This is a genomic window from Buchnera aphidicola (Aphis craccivora) (assembly GCF_005082145.1).
In the GTDB taxonomy this organism is placed as follows: domain Bacteria; phylum Pseudomonadota; class Gammaproteobacteria; order Enterobacterales; family Enterobacteriaceae; genus Buchnera; species Buchnera aphidicola_U.
Genome location: NZ_CP034897.1, coordinates 218,985 through 237,574 on the forward strand (window position 1 = coordinate 218,985; position 18,590 = coordinate 237,574).

General features: G+C 25.5%; 16 protein-coding genes. 5 read left to right on the top strand and 11 right to left on the bottom strand.

The features are described from left to right. The first annotated feature begins 30 nt into the window (after positions 1-30). Positions 31-414 (top strand): NUDIX domain-containing protein, encoded by a 384-nt coding sequence (locus D9V60_RS01030; protein WP_158360509.1) that lies wholly within the window; start codon positions 31-33, stop codon positions 412-414. Positions 415-427: 13 nt separating this feature from the next. Here the strand turns inward: D9V60_RS01030 and coaE are convergent, their stop codons facing one another. Continuing rightward, complete coding sequence (gene coaE, locus D9V60_RS01035; protein WP_158360510.1) at positions 428-1,087, bottom strand: dephospho-CoA kinase; 660 nt, start codon at positions 1,085-1,087, stop codon at positions 428-430. Positions 1,088-1,200: 113 nt separating this feature from the next. On the opposite strand from coaE, the gene D9V60_RS01040 reads away from it, so the two are divergent. The 4 genes from D9V60_RS01040 to lpdA all read left to right on the top strand — a co-directional run bounded on the left by D9V60_RS01040 (position 1,201) and on the right by lpdA (position 7,813). Then, complete coding sequence (locus D9V60_RS01040) at positions 1,201-2,250, top strand: GMP reductase (RefSeq protein WP_158360511.1); 1,050 nt, start codon at positions 1,201-1,203, stop codon at positions 2,248-2,250. Positions 2,251-2,491: 241 nt separating this feature from the next. Next, complete coding sequence (aceE, locus tag D9V60_RS01045) at positions 2,492-5,155, top strand: pyruvate dehydrogenase (acetyl-transferring), homodimeric type (protein WP_158360512.1); 2,664 nt, start codon at positions 2,492-2,494, stop codon at positions 5,153-5,155. Between the two features lie 13 nt (positions 5,156-5,168). Then, positions 5,169-6,335 (top strand): 2-oxo acid dehydrogenase subunit E2, encoded by a 1,167-nt coding sequence (locus tag D9V60_RS01050; protein WP_258013326.1) that lies wholly within the window; start codon positions 5,169-5,171, stop codon positions 6,333-6,335. Positions 6,336-6,388: 53 nt separating this feature from the next. Next, positions 6,389-7,813, top strand: coding sequence for a dihydrolipoyl dehydrogenase (lpdA, locus tag D9V60_RS01055; RefSeq protein WP_158360513.1), 1,425 nt, complete (start codon positions 6,389-6,391; stop codon positions 7,811-7,813). Between the two features lie 126 nt (positions 7,814-7,939). Here the strand turns inward: lpdA and speD are convergent, their stop codons facing one another. The 10 genes from speD to ftsW form a co-directional block, all read right to left on the bottom strand. Next, entirely contained in the window at positions 7,940-8,746 is an 807-nt protein-coding gene (speD, locus tag D9V60_RS01060) for an adenosylmethionine decarboxylase (protein WP_158360514.1), read from the bottom strand. A 27-nt stretch (positions 8,747-8,773) separates the two neighbouring features. Next, positions 8,774-9,634: a polyamine aminopropyltransferase gene (speE, locus tag D9V60_RS01065; RefSeq protein WP_158360515.1), complete on the bottom strand. Its 861-nt coding sequence runs from the start codon at positions 9,632-9,634 to the stop codon at positions 8,774-8,776. Between the two features lie 208 nt (positions 9,635-9,842). Then, positions 9,843-10,553: a 5'-methylthioadenosine/adenosylhomocysteine nucleosidase gene (locus D9V60_RS01070; protein WP_158360873.1), complete on the bottom strand. Its 711-nt coding sequence runs from the start codon at positions 10,551-10,553 to the stop codon at positions 9,843-9,845. Positions 10,554-10,579: 26 nt separating this feature from the next. Next, entirely contained in the window at positions 10,580-10,924 is a 345-nt protein-coding gene (gene erpA, locus D9V60_RS01075) for an iron-sulfur cluster insertion protein ErpA (protein ID WP_158360516.1), read from the bottom strand. 227 nt (positions 10,925-11,151) lie between these two features. Beyond that, the gene (ftsZ, locus tag D9V60_RS01080) at positions 11,152-12,306 is read right to left on the bottom strand and encodes a cell division protein FtsZ (RefSeq protein ID WP_158360517.1); all 1,155 of its coding nucleotides are present in this window, start codon (positions 12,304-12,306) and stop codon (positions 11,152-11,154) included. Between the two features lie 49 nt (positions 12,307-12,355). Continuing rightward, positions 12,356-13,612 (bottom strand): cell division protein FtsA, encoded by a 1,257-nt coding sequence (gene ftsA, locus D9V60_RS01085; RefSeq protein WP_158360518.1) that lies wholly within the window; start codon positions 13,610-13,612, stop codon positions 12,356-12,358. 355 nt (positions 13,613-13,967) lie between these two features. After that, positions 13,968-14,900, bottom strand: coding sequence for a D-alanine--D-alanine ligase (locus D9V60_RS01090; protein WP_158360519.1), 933 nt, complete (start codon positions 14,898-14,900; stop codon positions 13,968-13,970). After that, positions 14,897-16,348 (bottom strand): UDP-N-acetylmuramate--L-alanine ligase, encoded by a 1,452-nt coding sequence (gene murC / locus D9V60_RS01095; protein WP_158360520.1) that lies wholly within the window; start codon positions 16,346-16,348, stop codon positions 14,897-14,899. Before murC ends, D9V60_RS01090 begins: the two co-directional genes overlap by 4 nt. Before the next feature lie 20 nt (positions 16,349-16,368). Beyond that, positions 16,369-17,430 (bottom strand): undecaprenyldiphospho-muramoylpentapeptide beta-N-acetylglucosaminyltransferase, encoded by a 1,062-nt coding sequence (murG, locus tag D9V60_RS01100; RefSeq protein ID WP_158360521.1) that lies wholly within the window; start codon positions 17,428-17,430, stop codon positions 16,369-16,371. Next, a complete protein-coding gene (gene ftsW, locus D9V60_RS01105; RefSeq protein WP_158360522.1) occupies positions 17,431-18,576 on the bottom strand; it encodes a cell division protein FtsW in 1,146 nt (381 codons plus the stop codon). Positions 18,577-18,590 lie beyond the last annotated feature (14 nt).

Genomic DNA, 18,590 nt, shown 5'->3' on the forward strand with positions numbered 1-18,590 from the left:
AAACATTCATTTTAATTTAAGTTGTATTTTATGAGTTATACAAAAGTAGCAATTGGAATTATTTTAAAGAAAAATAAAGTTTATATTACTAAATCAAATGAAATTAAATATAATGCAAATATTTGGGAATTTCCAGGTGGTAAAGTAAAAGAAAATGAAAATATTATATATGCATTAAAACGTGAATTACTAGAAGAAGTAGGAATAATAATATTAAAATTTAATTTTTTTCAATATAAAAAAATTTTTTTTAAAAAATTAAAATTATATTTTTTCTTAATTAAAAAATGGAAAGGACAAGCACATAGTAAAGAAGGATATAAGTATAGTTGGATTTTTTTTAAAAAATTAAAATTTTGTAAATTTCCAGTTTTTAATTTTATTGTTATAAAAAAATTAAAAAATATTTACTAAATATTTATATTGATTAATATAATTTAGTTAAATAATTTTTTTTGAAAATTTGTTTTTTATTTTTTTTTTGTAGTTTATATTTATTAAATAAATATGTATAAAAGCAGTTTAAATAATATACATATGTATCTAATTTTTTTGTATTTTTATTTAAAATAATATCATCTGCAATTAAAATTCTTTTATTTCTGCTAGTTTGTTGAGTAATTATGTTTTTTGCTTGATATTGATTAATTTCATCTCGTATCATTATTCGTTTTATTTGAGTTTTTACAGGTGTATCAACTATAAGAATTCGATGCGCTATGTTATCTAGTTTTTTTTCAATAAGTAATGGAACTACCCATAAGCACCAAGTTGAATTTACTAATTTTATTTGTCTTTTACTTTCTTTATAAATTTCAGGAATTAATATATTTTCTAACCATAGTTTATTTTTCTTTTCGTTAAAAACGTATTTTCTAAGTAATTTTCGGTTGATTAATTGATTCGAGTTTAATATGTTGTTTCCAAATTTTTTCTTAATAGCATTAAATATTTTTACATTTTTTTCTATTATTTTTTTTCCAATAATATCGGTATCAATAATATTTACACCTAGTTTTTTAAAGCTATTAGAAATAGTAGTTTTTCCGCTACCAATGCCCCCAGTAAGTGCTACAATATAAGTCATAATTATTTTGTTTACGTTTATAAAATTTAAATATATAAAATATTTATTATATTAACAAAAAATATGTCTAGATTATAAATTTTTTATTTTTATTATTTAAGGATGTTTATCTAATGCGTATTGAAGAAGATGTTAAGTTAGGTTTTAAAGATGTTTTAATTAGACCTAAACGGTCTACTTTGAAAAGTCGCTCTGAAGTCGATCTTATTCGTACTTTTACCTTTAAATATTCTAATAATACATGGTCTGGTATTCCTATTATTGCTGCAAATATGGATACTATTGGAACATTTCAAATGGCTTTATCTTTATCAAATTTTAATATCTTAACTGCCATACACAAATATTATTCTTACGATGAATGGAAAGATTTTGTTAATACATCTTCGGAAAAAGTATTGGAACATGTTATTGTATCAATTGGAACATCTGAGTTAGATTTTTTAAAAATTCAAAAGATTTTATTACTATCTTCTAAGTTGAAATATATTTGTATTGATGTTGCTAATGGCTACTCTGAGCATTTTGTTTTTTTTTTAAAAAAGGTAAGAAATACATTTCCTAATAAAATTATTTGTGCTGGAAATGTTGTTACTGGAGAGATGGTTGAAGAATTAATTTTATCTGGTGCTGATATAGTAAAAGTTGGAATTGGGCCAGGTTCAGTTTGCACTACAAGAGTTAAAACAGGAGTAGGTTATCCTCAACTTTCAGCTATTATAGAATGTGCTGATGCTGCACATGGATTAAATGGACAGATTATTAGTGATGGAGGATGTATTGTTTCTGGAGATATAGCAAAAGCTTTTGGAGGTGGAGCAGATTTTGTAATGTTAGGAGGAATGTTGTCCGGACATTATGAATGTTCAGGAGAAATTGTCAAAGAAAATTTAAAAAAATTTATGTTATTTTATGGCATGAGTTCTACTTCTGCAATGAAACGTTACTCTGGAAAAATTAGAGGATATCGAGCTTCGGAAGGTAAAATCGTAAAAATACCTTTTCGTGGAAATGTCGATATAACTATACGTGATATTTTAGGTGGACTTCGATCTTCTTGTACTTACGTAGGAGCGCAAAAATTAAAAGAGTTAACCAAAAGAACTACGTTTATAAGAGTAAATGAACAAGAAAATCGTGTTTTTAATAATTTCGCTTATTAAAATAAATTATATTATATATATATTTAATTTTAAAAAATTTAAAATAATAAAATCAATAAAATTAATTATTTTATAGTTAATTTTATTGATTTTTTTTAGAAATTAATAATAAATTATTTTATAAAAAGATAAGAAATTTTACTTACAAATATTTTATTATATAACAAAGCAACAATCAATATAATGTTTTTAATTTAATTTAAATTTTATTATTGAAATAATATATAAGGAACTTTATACCATGTCAGAAAATTTATATGATGACGTGGATCCAATTGAAACTAATGATTGGGTGCAATCAATTGAATCTGTTATTCAAAAAGAAGGTATTAAAAGAGCTCGTTTTTTAATTGAAAAAGTTTTAAAACAATCTAAAATAAATAAATCAGATTTTTTTAAATGTTTTTTTACAAGTGATTATATTAATACAATTAACAACGAAGATGAAATTGAATATCCTGGAGATTTGATTTTAGAAAAAAAAATTCGCTCTGCCATTCGTTGGAATGCTATTATGATGGTGTTACGTGCATCAAAAAAAAACTTAGATTTAGGTGGGCATTTATCTTCTTTTCAATCATCTGCAACTATATATGAAGTTTGTTTTAATCATTTTTTTCGTGCTAAAAATAATTACGATGGAGGTGATCTAGTATATTTTCAAGGTCATATTTCTCCTGGCATTTACGCACGATCATTTTTAGAAGGTCGTTTATCTATAAAACAAATTGATAATTTTAGACAAGAAGTTGATGGCAATGGATTATCTTCTTATCCTCATCCTAAATTAATGCCTAATTTTTGGCAATTTCCTACTGTATCTATGGGATTAGGTCCTATTTTTTCTATTTATCAAGCCAAATTTTTAAAATATCTTCAACATCGAGAGTTAAAAAATACCTCAAAACAAACAGTTTACGCTTTTTTAGGTGATGGTGAAATGGATGAACCAGAATCTAAAGGAGCTATTTCTATTGCAGTTCGAGAAAAGTTAGATAATTTAATTTTTATAATAAATTGTAATTTACAAAGATTAGATGGCCCAGTTGTAGGAAATGGAAAAATCGTAAACGAATTAGAAAGTTTTTTTTATGGTGCAGGATGGAAAGTAATTAAAGTAATATGGGGTGGGAAATGGGATAGTTTGCTAAAGAAAGATAAAACTGGAAAGTTAATTCAATTGATGAATGAAACAATAGATGGTGATTATCAAACATTTAAATCAAAAGATGGAGCTTATGTTAGAAAATATTTTTTTGGAAAATATAAAGAAACATTGGAATTAGTTGAGCATATGACAGATGAAGAAATATGGCATTTAAATCGAGGAGGCCATGATCCTAAGAAAATGTTTAACGCAATAATAAAAGCAAAAGAAACAAAAGGAAAACCCACAGTTATTTTGGCGCATACTATAAAAGGATATGGTATGGGTAATATTGCAGAAGGTAAAAATATTGCGCATCAAATAAAGAAAATAAATATTAAAGGAATTATTTATATTAGAGATCGTTTTAATATTCCTATATCTGATAAGGAAATAGAAAAACTACCTTATATTACGTTTGAAAAAAACTCTAAAGAATATTGTTATATGCAAAATCAAAGAAACAAGTTAGGTGGTTATATTCCGTTTCGTTTATCTAAATTCACAAAAAAATTAAATCTTCCAAATTTAATAGATTTTAAATCATTATTAGAAGAGCAAACTAAACATATTTCTACTACTATTGCTTTTATTCGAGTTTTAAATTTAATTTTAAAAAATGACTCTATCAAGAATTTAATTGTTCCTATTATTGCTGATGAAGCCCGTACTTTTGGAATGGAAGGTTTATTTAGAAAAATTGGAATTTATAGTTCTAATGGTCAAAAATATATTCCTCAAGATCGTGAACAATTAGCATATTATAAAGAAGATAAAAAAGGACAGATATTACAAGAGGGAATTAATGAATTAGGAGCTGCTTCATCTTGGCTTGCTGCAGCAACTTCTTATAGTACAAATGATTTCCCTATGATTCCTTTTTATATTTATTATTCAATATTTGGTTTTCAACGTATAGGTGATCTTTTTTGGGCTGCAGGAGATCAACAGGCAAGAGGTTTTTTAATTGGAGGTACATCTGGAAGAACAACTTTAAATGGAGAAGGTTTACAACATGAAGATGGTCATAGTCATATACAATCTTTAACAATACCTAATTGTATCTCTTATGATCCTGCTTTTGCCTATGAAGTAGCAGTTATTATCCAGGATGGATTAAGAAGAATGTACGGTCCTCTTCAAGAAAATATATATTACTATATTACCACAATTAATGAAAATTATTATATGCCAGCTATGCCTAAAGGCTCAGAAAAAGGAATTCGAAAAGGAATTTATAAATTAAAAACACTGTATTCTACTGGATTAAAAATACAACTAATGGGTTCTGGCGCTATTTTACGTTGTATATGTGAAGCTGCTGAAATTTTATCTAATGATTATTATATAACCACAGATATTTATAGTGTAACTTCTTTTACAGAATTAGCAAGAGATGGTGAAGAATGTGAAAGATGGAATATGTTGCATCCAAATCAAACAAAAAAAGTTGCTTATATAAAACAGATTATGAATTCAGCGCCTGCTGTTGCTGCTACTGATTATATGAAATTATTTGCAGAACAAGTACGTAATTACATTCCGTCAAAAGAATATTATGTATTAGGTACAGATGGTTTTGGGCGATCAGATAGTCGTGAGAAACTTCGTAATCACTTTGAAGTTAGCGCGCATTATATTGTATTAGCTGCATTAAGTTTACTAGCAAAATTAAATAGTATAAACCAACAGGTAGTAGAAGAAGCAATTATTAAATTTAATATTAATGCAGACAAAATTAATCCACGTTTAGCTTAAGAGGTGAAACAAAGTGCATACTGAAGTTAAAATGCCTGATATTGGTTTAGATGAAGTAGAAGTAATAGAGATATTAGTGAAATTGAATGAAGAAGTAAAAATAGAACAAGGCTTGATAACTGTTGAAGGTGAAAAATCTTCTATGGAAATACCTTCTCCTATATCTGGTGTAGTAAAAAAAATTAATGTAAAAATTGGAGATAAAGTATCTACTAATACTATTATTATGATTTTTACAACTGATGTCGTTAGCTTTGATAATCGCAAAAAAGAAAATACTGATATTCCCAAAAAAGTTAGTGAACTAAACGTTGATATTAAAAAAAATATAGTACATGCAACACCATCAGTACGAAGATTAGCGCGTGATTTAAATATTAATTTAAATAATATTATAGGTTCTGGTCGAAAAAATCGTATTTTAAAAGATGATATTGAGTTATATACGAAAAATACTGTTAATAATTTAAATGAATTAAAAATAGAAAAAGTTAAAATAAATGTTTTACAAAAAACTGTCGGTAATAATTTATATAACAATTGGATAAATATACCTCATGTTACACAGTTTGATGAGGTAAATATTACTACATTAGAAGATTTTCGTAAAAAATATAATAATGAAGAACATAAAAAAAATATTAATTACACCAATGTTACTATATTAATTTTTATTATAAAAGCAGTATCACATGCATTATTAAAGTTTCCAATTTTTAATAGCTCTTTATCTTTAGATAAAAAAACAATTATTTTTAAAAAATACATAAATATTGGTGTTGCTGTAGATGTTAAAAATGGTTTGCTTGTCCCAGTTTTAAAGAATGTTAATAAAAAAAGTATTACGAGTTTATCATCTGAATTAATATTACTTTCTAATAAAGCACATAATAATAAATTAAATAAGTTAGATATGAAAGATAGTTGTTTTACAATCTCAAATTTAGGGGGTATTGGAGGGTCTTGGTTTACACCAATTATTAATTCTCCAGAAGTTGCAATTCTTGGAGTTTCAAAAGCAGTTATCAAACCAATATGGAATGGTGTAGAATTTGCTCCATCTTTAATATTACCGTTGTCTTTATCTTATGATCATCGTGTTATTAATGGAGCTGATGCTGCTCGTTTTATTTCTTTTCTTAATAAGCTATTATCTGATATAAGACTTTTAATGATGTAATTTTGTATTTAGATAAAATATTTTTATTAATTTAATTATTAAAGAGGGTTAACATGCATCAAAATATTCAAGCAGAAGTAGTTGTTTTAGGATCTGGACCTGCTGGTTATTCTGCAGCTTTTCGATGTGCTGATTTAGGTTTGGATACAATTTTAATAGAGCGTTATAAAAAATTAGGTGGTGTTTGCTTGAATGTAGGATGTATTCCTTCAAAATCTTTATTGCATATAGCAAAAGTAATAAAAGATGCTGATGAATTATCTCAAGCAGGTGTTTTTTTTGGAAAACCTTCTATTGATATTAAAAAAATTCAAGATTGGAAAAATCATATCATTAGTAAATTAACAGACGGTTTATATAATATTAGTAATAAAAGAAATATAAGATTTATTCAAGGTAAAGCTCATTTTGAAAGTGATGCTAATATTATTGTAGAAAATAATCATAGCAAATTTAATATTTCTTTTCAAAATGCTATTATTGCTACTGGTTCAAATCCAATTAAAATACCTTCTTTTCCAGTTGAAGATAATAGAATTTGGGATTCTACAGATGCTTTGTCGTTAAAAAATATTCCTAATCGTTTTTTAATTGTAGGAGGAGGAATTATTGGTTTAGAAATGGCAACAATATATAGTGCATTAGGATCAACTGTAGATATTGTAGATCGTTTTAATGTATTTCTCCCTTTAATTGATCAAGATGTTTCTGAAATGTATATTAAATCAATTAATAAAAGATTTAATATATTTTTAAACACTCATATTAAAAATGTAAAACCAAAAGAAAATGGTTTAATTGTTTCCATGGAAGGTGATCATATACATGATACTATCTGTTATAATAATATATTAGTTGCAATAGGACGAATTCCTAATATTAAACATTTAGGATTAGATAAAATTGGTATAAAATTAAATGATACCGGGTTTATTAATGTAGATAATCAATTAAGAACTAATATATCAAATATTTATGCAATTGGTGATGTTACAGGTTTTCCTATGTTAGCTCATAAAGCTATTCATGAGTCACATATTGCTGCTGAAGTAATTTCTGGTAAAAATCATTATTTTGAGCCAAAAGTAATTCCTTCCGTTGCTTATACCGACCCTGAAATTGCTTGGGTAGGTTTGAATGAAAAAGATGCTATAAAGTCTGGAATTGATTATGAAGTTGCCATTTTTCCTTGGCAAGCTTCTGGAAGAGCGAATGCTTCAAATTGTACAATAGGAATGACAAAATTAATTTTTAACAAACAAAACAATCAAATTATTGGAGGCTCTATAGTAGGTCAAAATGCTGGGGAATTAATTAATGAAATTACACTCGCAATTGAAATGGGATGTGATACAGAAGATTTATCTCTTACTATTCACGCTCATCCTACTTTAAGTGAATCAATTTGTTTAGCATCACAAATTTTTCAAGGAACAGTAACAGATTTATTAAATTCAAAAAAAAATGTTATTGGATAACATTTAATATAATTCTTTTAGAACAAGAAAAGATTATAGAAATGTAATTTCTATAATCTTTTCTTGTTCTAAAAGAATTATATTAAATGTTACTTTTTAAATGTACATATAAAAATTATATTAATTTTATATTGATTCTATCATTGGAATATTTCTACCATGATATATTTCTCTCATTTCTTTCCATAATAAATTAATAATATAAGAACGTTCCTTTTGTGATAAATCATTGACACTAGTATTAAATAAATAATTTTGTAAATGAAACTCTTTTAATAACATTCGAGTATGAAAAATGTTTTCTTGATATACATTTACATCAACCATTTCATACATAGATTTAATATTATTAGACATAAAGTTTTGAATAGAGTTAATTTTATGATCAATAAAATGTTTTACTCCATCAATGTCTCTAGTAAAACCTCTTACACGATATTCAATTGTTACAATATCCGATTCTAATTGATTTATAAGATAATTTAGCGCATTAAGTGGAGATATTATCCCACAAGTTGAAACTTCAATATCTGCTCGAAAAGTACAAATTCCGCTTTGGGGGTGACTTTCTGGATATGTATGAACACAAATGTGACTTTTATCTAGATGAGCTAAAACAGAAGATGAAGTAATATTGTTACTTTTTTTTTCAATATTTACTGTATCTAAAGTTATCGGTTCCTCACATACTAATATAGTTACACTAGCGCCTTGTGGATCATAATCTTGATGAAGTATATTTAGCACATTAGCACCAATAATTGAACATGTTTTTTTTAATATTTTTGTCAATCGAATAGCATTATATTGTTCATCAATGTACGCAATATAGCTATTTCTTGAATTATTAGTATTTGCATAACAAATATCATAGATACAAAAACTTAGGCTTTTAGTTAAGTTATTAAAGCCATATAATTTTAGTTTTTGCAATTTAATTACTCTCCTATGAAAGTATTTCTAACTTTCATCTAACGTATTAATTATATATTGAGGCAAAGAAAAACTGCTTATATGTATTTGAGGACTGTAGTAGTTAAAAATTAGTTTTGTTTTTTTTATACGAGATTTTAACTGTTCGAGATTGTTCAAGCGTAATTCTATATTATCTGATCCCCATGCGAACATCATTGTTCCTCCATAATAAGTAGGAATTGCTGCTTGATAAAAACTGGTATCATAAAAATATTTTTTTAAATTTTTATAAGTTGAAATAATCTCATTTTTTTGAAAAAAAGAAACTCCGTTTTGTGCTACAAAAATCCCATTTTTTTTAAGACTTTTTTTACAGTTAAAATAAAAATCTGAAAGAAACAGACTTTTTCCAGGTCCAACTGGGTCTGTAGAATCAGATACAATTAAATCAAATTTTTTATTTGTTTTTTTAACAAAATCTAATCCATTGTCAATAATTAATTCTAAACGAGGATCTTCATATGCATTATTATTATGTTTTGGAAAATATTTTTTACATAAATTAATAATGCTAATATCAATTTCTACCATCGTAATATTATTAATGTTGTTATGTCTAGATATTTCCCTTAATATACCTCCATCACCTCCACCTATTATTAATACATCTTTTATTGATCCATGAGCAAATATAGGTACATGACTTAACATTTCATGATATATAAATTCATCTTTTTCTGTGGTTTGAACTATATTATCTATAGTCATTATTTTACCCATAATTGAATTATTAAATATTTTAATATCATGGTATTTGTTTTTTTCTTGATATAACATTTTATCAATTAAAAAATATTGCCCAAGATGACAATGAAGCTCTTCATGCCATATTTTTTTATTAATCATGGTATTTGTGTTACCCTTAAATATATCAACAATAAATTATTTAGTGATTGATTGTAAGTGCAGTGAAATAATAGAGTTTATTTTTAGATTTTTTAAAGAAGGATGATGATTTTTATAAAATGTTTTTTAATAGTTTATAATTAATTAGTATTTAAAAAATATTTTAATTTATTAAAGATTATCAAAAATATTAAGATAATGCTATTATTTATTCAATAGATTTGTAAAATTTTGTATTTTCTAGTACTAGTTTAACGAAATTAGCAGATTGTGATGATGCAATTGATATATTTTTTTTAAAATTTAATGTAGCTTGTTTATCAGATAGATCAGATATTGACTTTATTACAATTAATGGAATATGAAATTGGTAACAGACCTGAGCAATTGCTGTAGATTCCATTTCCACTCCAATTGCAGAAGAAAATTGAAATTTTAATTTATTAATAAAATCCTCGCCTCTAACAAATGAATCTCCAGTGAGAAGAAGTCCTGTATTAAATTTATATTTAAATTTTATCGCAGTTTCTATAAGAATATGATGTAAATTTTTATTGATTGTAAATTTTTTTGGATGTTGAGGTATTTGACCTCTAGCATATCCAAAATTTATTAAATTTACATCATAGTAACATAACTGATTAGGAATAATAATATCTCCTATTTTTAGTTTTGAGTTTAAACTTCCTGCTGAACCGCTGTTAATAATAACATTAGGTTTAAATAAACTTACAAGAAGCATAGATGCGATACTGCTTGAAACTTTTCCAATACCTGATTTTATCAAAAAAATATTATTTTTTTTAAATTTTCCTATATAAACCTGAAATCGTCCAATATTTTTTATTTGTTTATAATTTATAATTTTTTTAAATATCTTAATTTCTTGATTTATAGCGCCAATAATTCCAATATTTATGCTCATATTAATTAATTTTAGTTATTTTAAATATTAAATGATGAACCACATCCGCATGTATTTTTTGCATTTGGGTTATTTACTATAAATTTAGATCCTTCTAAATTTTCTATATAATCTATTTCCCCGCCTTTTAAGTATTGCAAGCTAATAGGATCAATAATTAGAAAAATATTTTCCTGGTTAATTATCATATCGTCTTCATTTATATTTTCATCAAAAGTAAATTGATATTGAAATCCACTGCATCCACCACCAATGATATATATTCTTAATTTAAGATTTTTATTTTTTTTAATTAAAATAAAATTTTTTATTTTTTTAATAGCAGTTTGTGTTAACTTAACATAGTTATTAATAATATTTTTCATTTTAAATATATTCTCAAAATATTTAGATATTATTCAAAACAAGATATTTTATTCTATCATAGAATAAATAATTTAAAAATTAGCAGTAATTAATTAGTTCCTTGCGCCGATAGGTATTTTTTATTGGCGCAGGTTGTAATGATATAAAATGAATATAAATTAATAAGAATATAAAATTAATAAGATTGAATTATATCTTATAGTGAAAATTTTTAATTTAAAAAAAATTAATCAGATCTTTTTCGAAGAAATGCGGGAATATCTAAATATTCTGGCTCTTTACGTTTTGCATTTTCTGTTTCTTTAATTTCATTTTTTATATTTTTTTTATCTAAATTTGTAGATGACATGTTTAAATATTGATAACGATAATCTATTAATTTTTCTTTAGAAGCTTTGTTTTTAATTTGATTAATATCTGAATATTTTTCCATACCAATTCCAGTTGCTACTACTGTTACTCGGAGCGTATCATTCATGTCAGGGTCTAAAGACGTTCCTATTACTACTGTTGCATTATCTGAAGCGAAAGATCTAATAGTATTTCCTACAGTTTCAAATTCATCTAATTTTAGATCAAAACCAGCAGTAATATTAACCAAAACACCACGAGCTCCTGATAAATCTATATCTTCTAATAAGGGGCTAGATATTGCTATTTCTGCTGCTTCTTCGGCACGGTTTTCTCCAGAAGATATTCCTGTACCCATCATTGCATATCCCATTTCCATCATAACAGTTCGAACATCAGCAAAATCCACGTTCATAAGACCAGGTCTTGTAATTAGTTCTGCAATACCTTGTACAGCTCCTTTTAGTACATTATTTGCAGCGCCAAAAGCATCTAATAAAGAAATACCCCGACTAAGTACTTTGAGTAATTTATCGTTTGGTATTGTAATTAAAGAATCTACATATTTTGATAACTCAATAACACCTTGATCGGCTACAATCATTCTTTTTTTACCTTCAAAATTGAAGGGCTTAGTTACTACAGCTACAGTCAAAATACCTAATTCTTTTGCTATCTCTGCTACTACCGGTGCAGCTCCTGTTCCAGTTCCTCCTCCCATACCAGCAGCTATAAATACCATATCAGAACCATCTAATGCTGATTTTAATAATTCTTTATCTTCTTCTGCTGAATTTCGTCCAATTTCTGGATTTGCTCCAGCTCCCAGCCCTTTAGTGATATTGTTTCCTATTTGAATAGTCTGACCTACTTCTATTTTTCTTAAAGCTTGGGCGTCAGTATTAATGGCAAAAAATTCAACACCCTCAATACGTTCTCTAACCATATATTCCACTGCATTACCACCACCTCCACCAACACCAACTACTTTAATTATCGCATTATTACTTAATTCTACAGGTTCAAACATAATTTAATTCCATTATCTATCTTAAATTTTAGAGATGTTTAAAATTGATTTAAAACTCTTTTTTAAACCAGTTATTAATTTGTTTAAACCATCTTTCAATAAAAGAACTTTCTTTTTTGATATTTTTAGATTGTAAGTAAAATTCTTTTCCATAGTGTAATAATCCGACTACGGTTGAATAATGTGGTTCACTTATATTTTCTATTAGTCCTGAAATATTTATAGGTTTAGCAATTCGAACTTTATTTTGAAAAATTTTTTCTGCATATTTATTTAATAATGCAATAGTTGAAGCACCTCCTGTCAATACTATACCACTTGATAATTGATATTTCCTGCCTTCTTTATAAAGTTGATTTTGTATATGAATAATTCTATTGTTAATTAAAGTTAACAGTTCATTATATCTTGATTCGATTACTTCTGAAATCGTATCTGGTTGTATGTTTTTAAGCAAATTTTGGTATTTTTCAAACGATTTACTATCAATCGATGATTCTATAGGACTTTTTAATGAATAATTGTAATTTGTTTTTATAATTTCTGAATCAGCATAAGAAGTACTAAATGCATAGGAAATATCTTTAGTTACAATATTTCCTGCATATGGAATAACTTGACTATCCTGTATAAATCCATCGATATATGTGGTAAAATCTATTGTTCCTCCTCCTATATCAATCATACATACACCTAGTTTACATTCTTCTTCGGTTAATACAGCTTTACTAGATGCAAGACCTGAAAAAATCACTTGATCAACTTTTATATTGCATGTTTCTACTGCTTTAATGATGTTTTTAGCTATATTTTGATAACAAGTGATCAAATGAACTCGTACTTGCATTCTTGTTCCAGATAAACCTATTGGATTTTTTATTCCAGACTGTTGATCAATTGAATATTCTTGTGGGATAACATGCAATATATGATGTTCATTAGGAATTTTAACTGATTTTGCAGTATGTATTACATTTTCTATATCTTCTTTTGTAACTTCATCCTCAGAAATAGGTACTATTCCAATTTCATTTTGACAATTAATATATTTACTAGATAAAGATAAATATACAGAAGTAATGTTACAATTAGCCATAATTTCAGCTTGATAAATAGATTCTTGTATACATGAGACAACTGCATCTAAATTATCAATTCTACCTTTATCTATGCCTTTTGATTTACATATTCCAATTCCAATTATTTTTATTGTGCTATCTATTAAAATTTCACCTACTAAAGTAACTACTTTAGTAGTCCCTACCTCTAGTCCTACTACCAATTTTTTATTTGTTGATATAATCATTATTTCTTAGCCTGTACTATATTTTAAATTATTGCTTTCATTGTAAATCAGGATTTATGATATTTTATGTTATAGTTGTTTGACATCAACAATATTTTTAAAATTGTTTATTTAGACAGAAATAAGTTTTTAAAAATTTAATTTTTTTAAAAATTTTTTATATAATATTTCATGATCTTTCTTAAAAAAATAAATTTATTAAAATATAGAAATATTATTAAATAATATTTTTATTTTTCATAAGTAATAAAATGTGTTTATTTTTAATAAATTTATTTAGTAATAATAAAAGTTTGATTTTAAAATACTTTAGCATTTATAATATATTTTAAATTATAATATGAATAATTTTTTATTAAATAGTTGGTGTAATAGTTGTGTTTAAAATTTTCAATACTAACTCATCAAATGATATACCTATGGCATTTGCAGATATTGGAAGTAAACTACGATTTGTCATACCAGGAATAGTATTTATTTCTAATAACCAAAATTTATTATTATTATCTAATATTAGATCAATTCTAGCGCATCCATTACATCCTAATATACTCCAAGCTTTTTTTGCTATTTTTTTTAATTCTTTTTCTTGCTCTAAATTTAATCCACTTGGACATACATATTTAGTAGAAGATAATTGATATTTTGCAGCATAATCATAAAAATGATTTTTTGTGATAATTTTAATAGCAGGTAATATTTTTTTATCAAGAATTGAAACTGTATATTCTGTGCCTTTTATAAATTTTTCTACTAGAATAGTATCGCTATAATTAAATGTTATTTCAATCGCATTTTTTAGCTGATCTTTTGAGTTAACTAATTTTATTCCTATGCTGGAGCCTTGATTGTTTGGTTTTACTACAAGAGGATATTTTAATGTACAAAAATTTTTTGTTGATAAAAAATTAAAATTTTTTAACATATCTGCTTTTTTAATATATATATCAGGCAATACCGGAAGACCAGATGATTTCCATAATAGTTTAGTTTTTTTCTTATCAAAAGCAATAGAAGATGTCATGATTCCGCTACCAGTATAAGGAATATTTAAATATTCTAGTATACCTTGAATACTCCCATCTTCACCTCCTTTCCCATGAAGAGCAATATATGCAGTATTAAAATTTTGTTTTCTTAATTGCATAATAGGAAAATCACGTGTATCAAACGGATGTGCATTAATACCAGATCGAATCAAGCTTTTTAAAACTGCATATCCTGATGCTATTGATATTTTTCTTTCTGTAGAATTACCACCAAATAAAACTGCTACTTTTTTTTTCATATTATCACTTTTTTATTTTTTTGAATAAAAATTTTATTAGCTAACTTTTCTATATTTCCAGCACCTTGTATCAAAATAATATCATTTCCATTCAAATAATGAACAATAAAATTTAATATGAGTTTGTAATTTTCAACGAAAACTATGTTCATATTTTTTGTTTTTTTAATGTCATTATATAGTGATTTACTATTTGCTCCAGAAATAATATTTTCATTTGCAGAATAAACGTTCAATATTAATAATGTATCTACTTGAGATAAAACTTTAATAAAATCGTTATATAAATTATATGTTCTTGTATATCGATGAGGTTGAAATATCATTATTAAATTTTTTTTAGGCCAGCTAGTTCTTATTGTTTTAATATTTTCTAATAATTCAGTTGGATGATGACCATAGTCGTCTATTAACATAATATTTTTTTTAAAAATTTTCTTTGTTTTGATTGAGATTTTTCCAAGATATTCAAATCTTCTACAAGTTCCTTGAAAATTTTTCAATGATTTAAGAATATTTTGATCGGATATGTTTTGGTTTATCGCTACCGCTACTGCAGCTGCTGCATTTAAAGCATTATGTTTTCCAGGTATTTTTAAAATAACTTTTAAATTGGATTGATTTTTTCGGACTAAAGTAAAATTTGAAATAAAATTATTTTGTTTGTAATAAGAAATGTGAATTTCTGCAGTTTTATCAAATCCATATGTAATTATTTTGCATTTTATTTTTGGGATTATATCTTTTATAGCATTATTATCTATACATAATATAACAGTACCATTTAATGGGATGGTGTTTATAAATTTTAAAAATGATTTTTTTAGTAAATTAAAATCATTATTATAATAATTCATATGATCAGGTTCAATATTAGTCACAATAATAGTTTTTGGAGTTAAATAAAGAAATGAACCATCGCTTTCATCTGCTTCTGCAATAAGATAATTAGAATATCCTAGTTTGGAATAAGAATTGATTGATTTTATTAAACCACCGTTGATAGCAGTAGGATCTAATTTATTTTCATGAAATATATCAAAAATCATTGCAGTAGTAGTTGTTTTTCCATGTGTCCCAGAAATAGCTATTCCAAATTTATATTGCATTAATATTTGTAACATTTCTGCTCTTAATAATATAGGAATATTTTTTTTTTTTGCTTCTATTATTTCTGGATTAGTTAATGAAATAGCGCTAGATATAACAATTAAATCAATATTCTCAATATTTTTTTTAGAATGTTGAAAATAAATAATTGCTCCTAATTTCACTAGTTTTTGTGTAATTAAAGTTTTTGATATATCTGAACCACTTATTTTATATCCCAATTGTAATAAAATTAAAGCAATTCCATTCATTCCAGAGCCTCCAATTCCTATGAAATGAATTTTATTTAATAGTTTATTTTTAAAGAAATCATTTTGTTTTATATTTTTTATATTCATTTTTTATATTTTTCAAGAATCTATTTTTTAGAAATATTATTAATTATTTTAAAAATTTTCATTGTAGAGTTTTTCACTCTAAGAGAAAATGCTTTTTTTGCCATTACAAATAATTTTTCTCGATCTAAAGAGTTCAATATGTTTAATATGGATTTTATATTAAATTTAGATTGCTCAATAATTTTTGCAGCACCATTATTTTTTAAATCTTGTGCATTTAATAATTGTTGTTGATCTTTGTGCGGGTATGGTATAAAAATTGCTCCGAGCCCAACAGTAGCAATTTCACTTACAGTTAATGCGCCAGAACGAGATATAATCACATCAGCCCATGTGTATGCAGAAGCTATATCTTCAATAAAACAATTAATTATGTGTTGATGTAATCCATATTTTTGATATTTTTTTTTTGTTTTTTCTAGTTCATTTTTTCCAGCTTGATGCCAAATAATAACTTTTGATTTTAAAAATAATGATATCTTAGGCAAGATTCTATTAAAAATAGATGCACCTTGACTGCCTCCAACAATCAATATTCTTAGAGGACCGAATCTATTTTTAAAACGATATATAGGAGATGGAATTTTTATAATATCTTCACGAATTGGGTTTCCTACAACTTCAGCATTTGGTAAAGAACCTGGAAAAGCTTGCATATTTTTTGTTGATATTTTAGAAAGTAATCGATTTGTAATACCTGGAATTTTATTTTGTTCATGTAAAACAAAAGGAATTTTTGAAGTCCACGCTGCCAATCCTCCAGGACCAGATACATATCCTCCCATACCTAATATAATATTTGGTAAATAATTATTTATAATTTTTTTTATTTTAAAATATGATTTTAATATATGTATTGGAGAAGAAACTACGGTTTTAAAATTAGCATTTCTTAATCCATTTATATTAATAAAATGCATTTTAATGTTATATTTAGGAACAACATCAGATTCTATTTTATTTTTTGTTCCTATCCAATTTACATCCCATCCATTTTGAATTAAATAATTTGCTATAGTAATAGCTGGAAAAACATGACCGCCACTACCTCCTGCCATAATTATAATTTTTTTAGCACTCATTTAATTTTCCTTAGGTAGGGCTTGGTTTTCGCTTAACCTTAGTTCAAAATCAATTCGCAATAAAATACAAATAGCCATTAAATTAATAATTAAACTTGAACCTCCATAACTAATTAACGGCAAAGTTAATCCTTTAGTTGGTAATATACCAGTAACAGCTCCAATATTAATTAAAGTTTGAAAACTAAACCATAAACCAATGGAACAAGCTAAAAAACCAGAAAAAATTTGTTTTTTTTCTAAAGATTTTTGTCCAATATACATAGCTCGAAAAGAAATTAAGAAAATAGTTAACAATATTAAGAAACAACCTATATATCCCAATTCTTCTCCTATAATAGAAAATATAAAATCACTATGTGCTTCTGGTAAATAATTTAGTTTTTGTATTGAATTTCCTAATCCTTGTCCAAAAAAATGACCTCTTCCTAAAGCAATTAACGATTGTGTCAATTGATATCCGTTGCCAAATGGATCTTTCCAAGGATTCCAAAACGATAATATTCTATTCATACGATATGGTTTTATTAATATTAAAAATATTACCATTAATAATGCTAATAAAATAATTGAAAAAAATTGTTTTATTTTTGCACCGGAAAGAAATAAAACTGATAAAACAGTAAGAAATAAAACAACAACTGTTCCTAAATCAGGCTCTGCTAATAAAAGGATCGATTGAATAGTAATAATACCCATGGGCTTGAAAAATCCCCAAAAGTTATTATGTACTTCTTTGATTTTTCTAGAAAGGTAATTAGATATATAAAGAAAAGAAGAAATTTTGCATATTTCAGCAGGTTGTATATGTAATATACCTATACTTATCCATCTATAAGATCCATGTACTGATTTTCCTATTAATAATACAAAAATAAGCAATAATACTGAAAATATTAGTATAATATTACTATATTCTTTCCAAGAAATCACAGGTATACGTAAAAAAACAAAAGATAATAAAAATATTAAAATAAAATAAAATATTTCTCTTTTTGCAAAAAAAAAGGGATCTTTGTACAAACTTTGTCCTATAGGTATAGATGTAGATATCACCATTATTAATCCGGTAACACATAAAGCTAAAGTTAACCATACTAGTAGTCTGTCATATAATATGATATATTTTTTTTTACTTTTTTTTATTTTTTTTTTAAAAA

What these genes read in the sequence shown, in the direction of transcription:
- murG (WP_158360521.1), bottom strand. Translation starts at nt 17,430, where the DNA reads ATGAGTGCTAAAAAAATTATAATTATGGCAGGAGGTAGTGGCGGTCAT.
- lpdA (WP_158360513.1), top strand. Translation starts at nt 6,389, where the DNA reads ATGCATCAAAATATTCAAGCAGAAGTAGTTGTTTTAGGATCTGGACCT.
- D9V60_RS01040 (WP_158360511.1), top strand. Translation starts at nt 1,201, where the DNA reads ATGCGTATTGAAGAAGATGTTAAGTTAGGTTTTAAAGATGTTTTAATT.
- erpA (WP_158360516.1), bottom strand. Translation starts at nt 10,924, where the DNA reads ATGAAAAATATTATTAATAACTATGTTAAGTTAACACAAACTGCTATT.
- ftsA (WP_158360518.1), bottom strand. Translation starts at nt 13,612, where the DNA reads ATGATTATATCAACAAATAAAAAATTGGTAGTAGGACTAGAGGTAGGG.
- ftsZ (WP_158360517.1), bottom strand. Translation starts at nt 12,306, where the DNA reads ATGTTTGAACCTGTAGAATTAAGTAATAATGCGATAATTAAAGTAGTT.
- D9V60_RS01030 (WP_158360509.1), top strand. Translation starts at nt 31, where the DNA reads ATGAGTTATACAAAAGTAGCAATTGGAATTATTTTAAAGAAAAATAAA.
- D9V60_RS01090 (WP_158360519.1), bottom strand. Translation starts at nt 14,900, where the DNA reads ATGAAAAAAAAAGTAGCAGTTTTATTTGGTGGTAATTCTACAGAAAGA.
- speE (WP_158360515.1), bottom strand. Translation starts at nt 9,634, where the DNA reads ATGATTAATAAAAAAATATGGCATGAAGAGCTTCATTGTCATCTTGGG.
- coaE (WP_158360510.1), bottom strand. Translation starts at nt 1,087, where the DNA reads ATGACTTATATTGTAGCACTTACTGGGGGCATTGGTAGCGGAAAAACT.
- murC (WP_158360520.1), bottom strand. Translation starts at nt 16,348, where the DNA reads ATGAATATAAAAAATATAAAACAAAATGATTTCTTTAAAAATAAACTA.
- aceE (WP_158360512.1), top strand. Translation starts at nt 2,492, where the DNA reads ATGTCAGAAAATTTATATGATGACGTGGATCCAATTGAAACTAATGAT.